This window comes from Sulfurovum sp. bin170, from assembly GCF_010892395.1.
Taxonomy (GTDB): domain Bacteria; phylum Campylobacterota; class Campylobacteria; order Campylobacterales; family Sulfurovaceae; genus UBA1140.
This window is the reverse complement of sequence record NZ_JAACKB010000068.1, coordinates 1-6,282: the sequence shown is the minus strand read 5'-3', so window position 1 is coordinate 6,282 and position 6,282 is coordinate 1. Positions and strand designations below refer to the sequence as shown.

At 37.1% G+C, this 6,282-nt stretch carries 6 protein-coding genes; 2 read left to right on the top strand and 4 right to left on the bottom strand.

Features of this window, described 5'->3' with window-relative positions; genetic code table 11:
* On the top strand, window positions 1–1,106 hold a 1,106-nt coding region (locus GSY74_RS01590), incomplete at its 5' end, for an HD-GYP domain-containing protein (protein WP_164663367.1).
* Between the two features lie 154 nt (window positions 1,107–1,260).
* Here the strand turns inward: GSY74_RS01590 and GSY74_RS01585 are convergent.
* The 3 genes from GSY74_RS01585 to gap all read right to left on the bottom strand — a co-directional run bounded on the left by GSY74_RS01585 (window position 1,261) and on the right by gap (window position 4,284).
* Complete coding sequence (locus tag GSY74_RS01585; protein ID WP_164663366.1) at window positions 1,261–1,950, bottom strand: triose-phosphate isomerase; 690 nt, start codon at window positions 1,948–1,950, stop codon at window positions 1,261–1,263.
* A 91-nt stretch (window positions 1,951–2,041) separates the two neighbouring features.
* On the bottom strand, window positions 2,042–3,238 hold the full coding sequence (pgk, locus tag GSY74_RS01580) for a phosphoglycerate kinase (protein ID WP_164663365.1): 1,197 nt from the start codon (window positions 3,236–3,238) through the stop codon (window positions 2,042–2,044).
* A gap of 53 nt (window positions 3,239–3,291) precedes the next feature.
* A complete protein-coding gene (gene gap / locus GSY74_RS01575) occupies window positions 3,292–4,284 on the bottom strand; it encodes a type I glyceraldehyde-3-phosphate dehydrogenase (RefSeq protein WP_164663364.1) in 993 nt (330 codons plus the stop codon).
* A gap of 63 nt (window positions 4,285–4,347) precedes the next feature.
* Between gap and nadD the strand changes: the two genes are divergently transcribed.
* Window positions 4,348–5,196 (top strand): nicotinate (nicotinamide) nucleotide adenylyltransferase, encoded by an 849-nt coding sequence (gene nadD, locus GSY74_RS01570; protein WP_164663363.1) that lies wholly within the window; start codon window positions 4,348–4,350, stop codon window positions 5,194–5,196.
* On the opposite strand, the gene GSY74_RS01565 is transcribed toward nadD, so the two are convergent.
* The gene (locus tag GSY74_RS01565) at window positions 5,193–6,164 is read right to left on the bottom strand and encodes a S41 family peptidase (RefSeq protein ID WP_164663362.1); all 972 of its coding nucleotides are present in this window, start codon (window positions 6,162–6,164) and stop codon (window positions 5,193–5,195) included. The two genes, nadD and GSY74_RS01565, sit on opposite strands and share 4 nt — an antisense overlap.
* Window positions 6,165–6,282: the final 118 nt, after the last annotated feature.

Sequence of the window (6,282 nt, the reverse complement as noted above, 5' to 3'; positions counted from 1 at the left end):
CTATTGATATATTGAAAAAAAAGATTCCAAAAGAGGCTCTATATGGTAAAATAGTCATTATAGGTTCAACCGTAGATAGCTTGTTAAATAGAAGTTACCAATCCTATGTAGGAGAGGACGAATATAGCAGTATAATTCATGCAAACTATATTGAAAATCTACTAAATCACTCTTTTTTAGTACAAAATGAGTTTTACAAAAAACTAAATATTGCTATAGCATTTCTTATCTCACTACTGCTGTATATACTTTTTATAAAACAGTGGTTCAAGACTATTCTTATAGTAACTACTTTTACGCTTCTAAGCAGTACTCTTTGGCTGCTTATAACCTTTAAAGATGGGTCATATATATCTATAGGATATTTATGGATACCACTTCTAATCTCATCTACCATACTACTAATAGCCATACCATTTTCTAAAAATAGAAAAGAGAGAGAGAAGCTAAAAAAAGATTTAAAACAATCATTTACAAGCAGTGCTTCTTCTATGGTACTTGTTGCCAACACCCATGATGAGGAGACAGGTGAACACATTATTAGAACCAAAAAATATGTCAAAGTACTTGCAAAAAAACTTTATCATAAGAACTTATACTCAAACTTTATCACTCCTCACAGTATAGAGCTTATCTATGAAGCTGCACCACTACACGATATTGGAAAAGTAGGAATCTCCGATGCTATACTAAAAAAACCAGGGAAATTTACCCCAGAAGAGTATGAAGTTATGAAAACACACTCAAGATTGGGGGCTGATATTATAAAGGAGTCACTAGAAAACTATGAGTCCAATCCTCTCCTAGAGGTAGCTTATAATGTCGCTCTGTATCATCATGAAAAATGGGATGGCACAGGATACCCAGAACAGCTAAAAGGGGATGAAATTCCCATAGAAGCCCAACTTATGTCCATTGCAGATGTCTATGATGCACTGATTAGTAAACGAAGATATAAAGAGTCTTTTACCTATGAGAAAGCTGAATCGATTATTATATCAGAGAGAGGAAGGGCATTTAACCCTATTCTTGTAGATATTTTTATTGAACAGAAAGAGAAGTTCAAACAGATCTCTTTGGAGTGGCATGAAGAGGAGATGGTTTAATAGACCTCTTCTTGCCAAACTCATTGGAATCGGAGACTTTAGTCCAATGCCAATGAATTAAGCTTTTTTATACGATTCTTATTTTTTTGGAAACGGAGAGTTTACTCCCGAACAGCGGAGGCAGAGCCTTCCGATTCCTAGTTTTACAAGATGTCTAATGAAAAACCAACTCCAAAAATGTTTCTGTCTTAAGAGAAGCTCCACCAACAAGCACACCGTCTACATTAGAAATTGCAGATATTTCAGCGATATTCGCCCCTTTGACACTTCCACCATAAAGTAGAGGTTTGTCAACTATTTGCTTAAGTGCATTATGAGTCTCCACTATCTCTGCAACTGTTGCACTGCGTCCTGTACCAATCGCCCAGATAGGTTCATAAGCCACCACAAAATTATCATAAGTAGTATCTATTCCCTCAAATTGAGAGACCAGATGCTCCATCACAGCTTCAATCCCCTGCTCTCTTACCTCTAGCGACTCACCTATACAGTAGATAATCTCAAAACCTTGCTCTTTGAAAAATGCAAATTTTTTAGCTACTTGCTCTTGTGACTCACCTATAGTATCTCTTCGTTCACTGTGACCTATCAAGATAGTGTTGATATTAAATTCACTTAGTTGCTCTACTCCCACTTCACCTGTATAGGCTCCATTCTCTACTGGATAAGCATTTTGAGCACCGATGGTAAAATCACCCTCAAAACTATCTAGTGCTGTTAGTGGAGGAAAAACGAAAACTCTATCTTCAGGTTTTTTATCTCCCAATTTTGATTGAAGATCTGTTATGTACTCTTTTGTAGATTCTCTTGTGTGATTTGTTTTAAAATTTGCTGCGTATATCATATGTTGCCTTTGTAGGGTGCGATTGCCATCGCACCAAATAAAATTTTTAATATCAAATAAAAGGTGTGATGGCAATCACACCCTACGGAATTTACGATTTTAATGCCTCAATCCCAGGAAGCACTTTACCCTCAATAAGATTCAAACTCGCACCCCCTCCAGTACTTACAAATGTCATCTCATCCACATCTCCAGCTTTCTGTGCCACATCAGCCGTATCACCACCACCGACGATAGTTGTCGCATGAGTATCAGCAATATCGTGTGACATTTTCAAGCTACCTTTTGAAAACTTATCCCACTCATAAACCCCCATTGGTCCATTCCAAATAATCGTCTGTGCATCATTTAACACTTGACGAAAAAGCCTTGAACTTGCAGGTCCAATATCTAACCCCATCCAATCTTTTGGAATCTCTTGGGATGGTAAGTATTTTGAGATACCATGTTCTGAAAATTCAGGAGTTACCACTACATCAACAGGAAGATAGAACTTGACCCCTTTTTTTCTAGCTTTTATCATAACCGTTCTAGCCTCATCAAGCAAGTCATTTTCAACCAAAGAGTTACCTATCTCATAGCCTTGAGCTTTGAGGAATGTAAATGCCATCCCACCACCGATAATAACTTTATCAACTTTTTCAATCAGATTTCTAAGAGCCTCAAGCTTCCCTGAAACTTTAGACCCACCAATAACAGCGACAAATGGTCTCATAGGATTTTCAAGTGTTTTCTCAAAGAAATTAACCTCTTTAGAGAGCAAAAAACCTGCGGCTCGATGGTCACCATCAAAGAGTCTAGCCATCGCATCGATAGAAGCGTGAGCTCTGTGACAAGCACCAAAAGCATCATTGATATAGACATCCACCATAGAAGCTAACTCTTTGGCAAACTCTATATCATTTTGGGTCTCACCTGCTTCATAACGAAGATTTTCAAGCACCAAAACATCTCCTGTTTCAAGTGCCGCGGCTTTTGATTTAGCATCAACTCCGACCACATCTTCTGCCAATGAGATATTAGACGCAATTTTGAGCAGTGTCTTCAGTCTAGTAACCACCGTTGCCAAAGAGTATTTCTCTTCATACACACCTGGTTCTGGTCGCTCATAGTGTGAAGCCAAAATGACTTTACAGTCTCTATCCAAACAGTAACGAATGGTTGGTAATGCACCACGGATTCTTCTATCATCAGTTATATTTCCATCTTCATCTTTGGGGACATTGAAATCACAACGGATAAATACTGTTTTACCATCTATATTTTTTAAATCTTTTATTGTTTTCAAATTTTTTTTCCTTTTTGAATCATGGGTAGACACATTGGTCTACCCCTACATATTTATTGTGAAATATGAACTGCCATATCGACCAATCTTACTGAGTAGCCCCACTCATTGTCATACCATGCCAAAACTTTGACCATATTGCCACCGATAACTTGAATCGTATCCATTGCCACTACAGAACTCTGCTCTTCACCCACAAAGTCTTGTGAGACTCGATACTCAACATCCACACCCAAGATACCTTTGTGTGACCCTTCACTGGCAACAGTAAACGCCTCTTTTACCTCATCAAGAGTGACCTCTTTTCCAAGATTTACTGTCAAATCGACCATAGAGACATTAGGGGTTGGAACTCTTATCGCTTGACCGTTAAGTTTACCTTTTAGTTGTGGTAGAACTTTTGCAATAGCTTTTGCCGCACCTGTCGTAGTTGGTACTAGGTTCACAGCCCCCGAACGACCCTTTCTAGGGTCTTTTTTGTGTTTACCATCCAAAATAGGCTGAGAACCAGTATAGCTATGTATCGTGGTCATCAGACCTGACTCAATCCCAAAAGCATCATCCAAAACTTTGGCAACAGGAGCTAGACCATTGGTTGTACAACTAGCATTGGAGACAACCGCCTCGCCTGCATACTCATCCTCATTCGCACCAATAACAAAAGTCGCCGTATCATCTTTGGCAGGGGCAGAAAAGAGAACCTTTTTAATCCCACTATCAAGATATGGTTGCACTGACTCTTCTGTCAAAAATACACCTGTACACTCGATAACCACTTCAGCTCCACAACCTACAAAATCAATTTTAGCAGGTTCTCTCTCTCCAAAAAGTTTCGCTTTGGTATCTCCAATATGAACGAAACCATCTTTGACAGATACATCTTTTCTAGTACCATGAACAGAGTCATATTTTAACCCATACTCGATTATATTTTCTGCTCCACTTGCATTCACAGCCACCAACTCAATATCATCTCTATCTGCAATGATTCGAGCAACACATCTACCTATTCGTCCTAGTCCATTTATCGCAACTTTTACAGCCATTCATTCATCCCTTAGTTTAATATGCTAATATAGCGAATATATTACATAATTAGAGGTTATTATTTGTTTAAAGGGAAGCAAGAAACGGTTGCACTCTATGGGGGTAGTTTCGACCCTCCACACATTGGGCATCTAGCAATCGTTGAAGAGGCACTAAAATCGTTAGGTATCAACAGATTAATTGTTGTTCCTACTTTTCTAAATCCATTCAAAACAGATTCACATCACTCACCAGATGAACGACTAAAACAGTCTAATAAACTTTTTGGTAAAATTCCAAAAGTTTTAGTAGATGACTATGAGATACAAGAGGGCAAAGCTACAAGCAGTGCCAAAACTTTAAGACATTTTCAAAAAAGATACAGTGTCAAATATATTATTATTGGAGCAGATAATCTTGACTCCATTACAAAATGGTATAATTTTAATTGGCTAAACTCCAATATCACTTGGGTCATAGCAACAAGAGCAGGATATAAACTTGATACTACTGCTCTACAAAAATTTAAAATCTTAAAAGTTGAGATGGATATAAGCTCAACAGAAATACGAAGGAAATTAATGAACTTAGATGAACGAATAGACCGTATCGTCACAGAACTGGACAATAAAAAAGCTGAAGAGATAGAGGCGTTTAACCTCGAAAAAGTGGACTACATCGTCGAACGAGTAGTACTTGCCAACTCACTTGGAGGAAAACATGCATCCTCACTAGCCCAACACCTAAAAGATAAACTAAAACCACTTGGTGAAGAGTTCCTTCATATAGATGAGAGTGATGATTGGGTGGTGATAGATATGGGTGATATTCTTGTACATATCATGAGTAGTGAGGCTCGTCAGACCTATTGTATGGAGGAGTTTTTGATGGAGATTTCTAACAGAAAATCAAATGAAGAGATTGGGCTTTAAATAGCATCAATCTCACGCTGAAATCCATTAAGCAGAGATTTTTTTATACTTCTCTTCTGCATTTGGTATCTTTTACTAACGGTAGAGCAGATACCATTTTTTATAAAAAACAGAGTCTCTTTAAGCATCGCTTCGTCTCTCTCTCCCAATGAGTGATAAATATCATCAGGCAGATTACATACAGGCGTTATGCCAGAAAAATAATCTCCATAACCATCTGCATTGACTAACTTAAACTGTATAGGTGAGAGATGTTTCCCACAAAAATCACTGCCTCTCATCCCAACAGGTTTACCACAAGTTTTAGAACCAATCAGATGAACATCCATATATGGTCTCAATCCATTAATAAGCATCTCACTTGCAGAACAGGTATTGGATGTAGAGATAACGAACACTCTATCTAAATTTAGGCTATTTTTCTCTTTTGTAAAATTAATAGTACTGTTTAACCTTGTATATTTATCATTAAATTCAAGTGTTTCAAAAAGAGACTCATCTGTATTATCCCCACCTATTAAACTAGCAAGATATTTAGCCACAGAGACTCTGCCACCTCCATTATATCTCATATCTATAATAAGTTCATCTATACCCTCTCTTTTAAATTTCTCAAAAACTATCTCTAGTTCACTGCGTGTCAACTCTATAAATATATTTAGAAAGAAATACCCTATCCTCTTGCCATCCATATCTATAATCTTATCAGCAAATATAGAGTAGGTCTGAACAATCTCTGTTTCTATAGTAACAATTTTTTCAACACCACTATTTGAGATTTTAAACACCCCTTTAGTACCAACTAAACTATCACCTAAAACTGTTCTCCAAAGATTCTCACTCTCTATCTCACCAATAGCTCTCTCATTGATTTCTAAAATCTCTGTACCTCTTCTAAAACCTACTCTATAAGCAGGAGAATCTCTATAGACAAGTTTTACAAAAAGTCTACCATCATACTGCTCCAATGAGAAACCAAATCCACCACAGCAATTCTAATTTAAGCTAAATTTTATTAAAGAAACAACAAAAAATTAACACTAAACTTAAAAAAATATAAAACACATATCTCCCAAAAGTTCAAAT

Coding starts and splice junctions, on each gene's coding strand:
- gap (WP_164663364.1), bottom strand. CDS start 4,284: ATGGCTGTAAAAGTTGCGATAAATGGACTAGGACGAATAGGTAGATGT.
- GSY74_RS01585 (WP_164663366.1), bottom strand. CDS start 1,950: ATGATATACGCAGCAAATTTTAAAACAAATCACACAAGAGAATCTACA.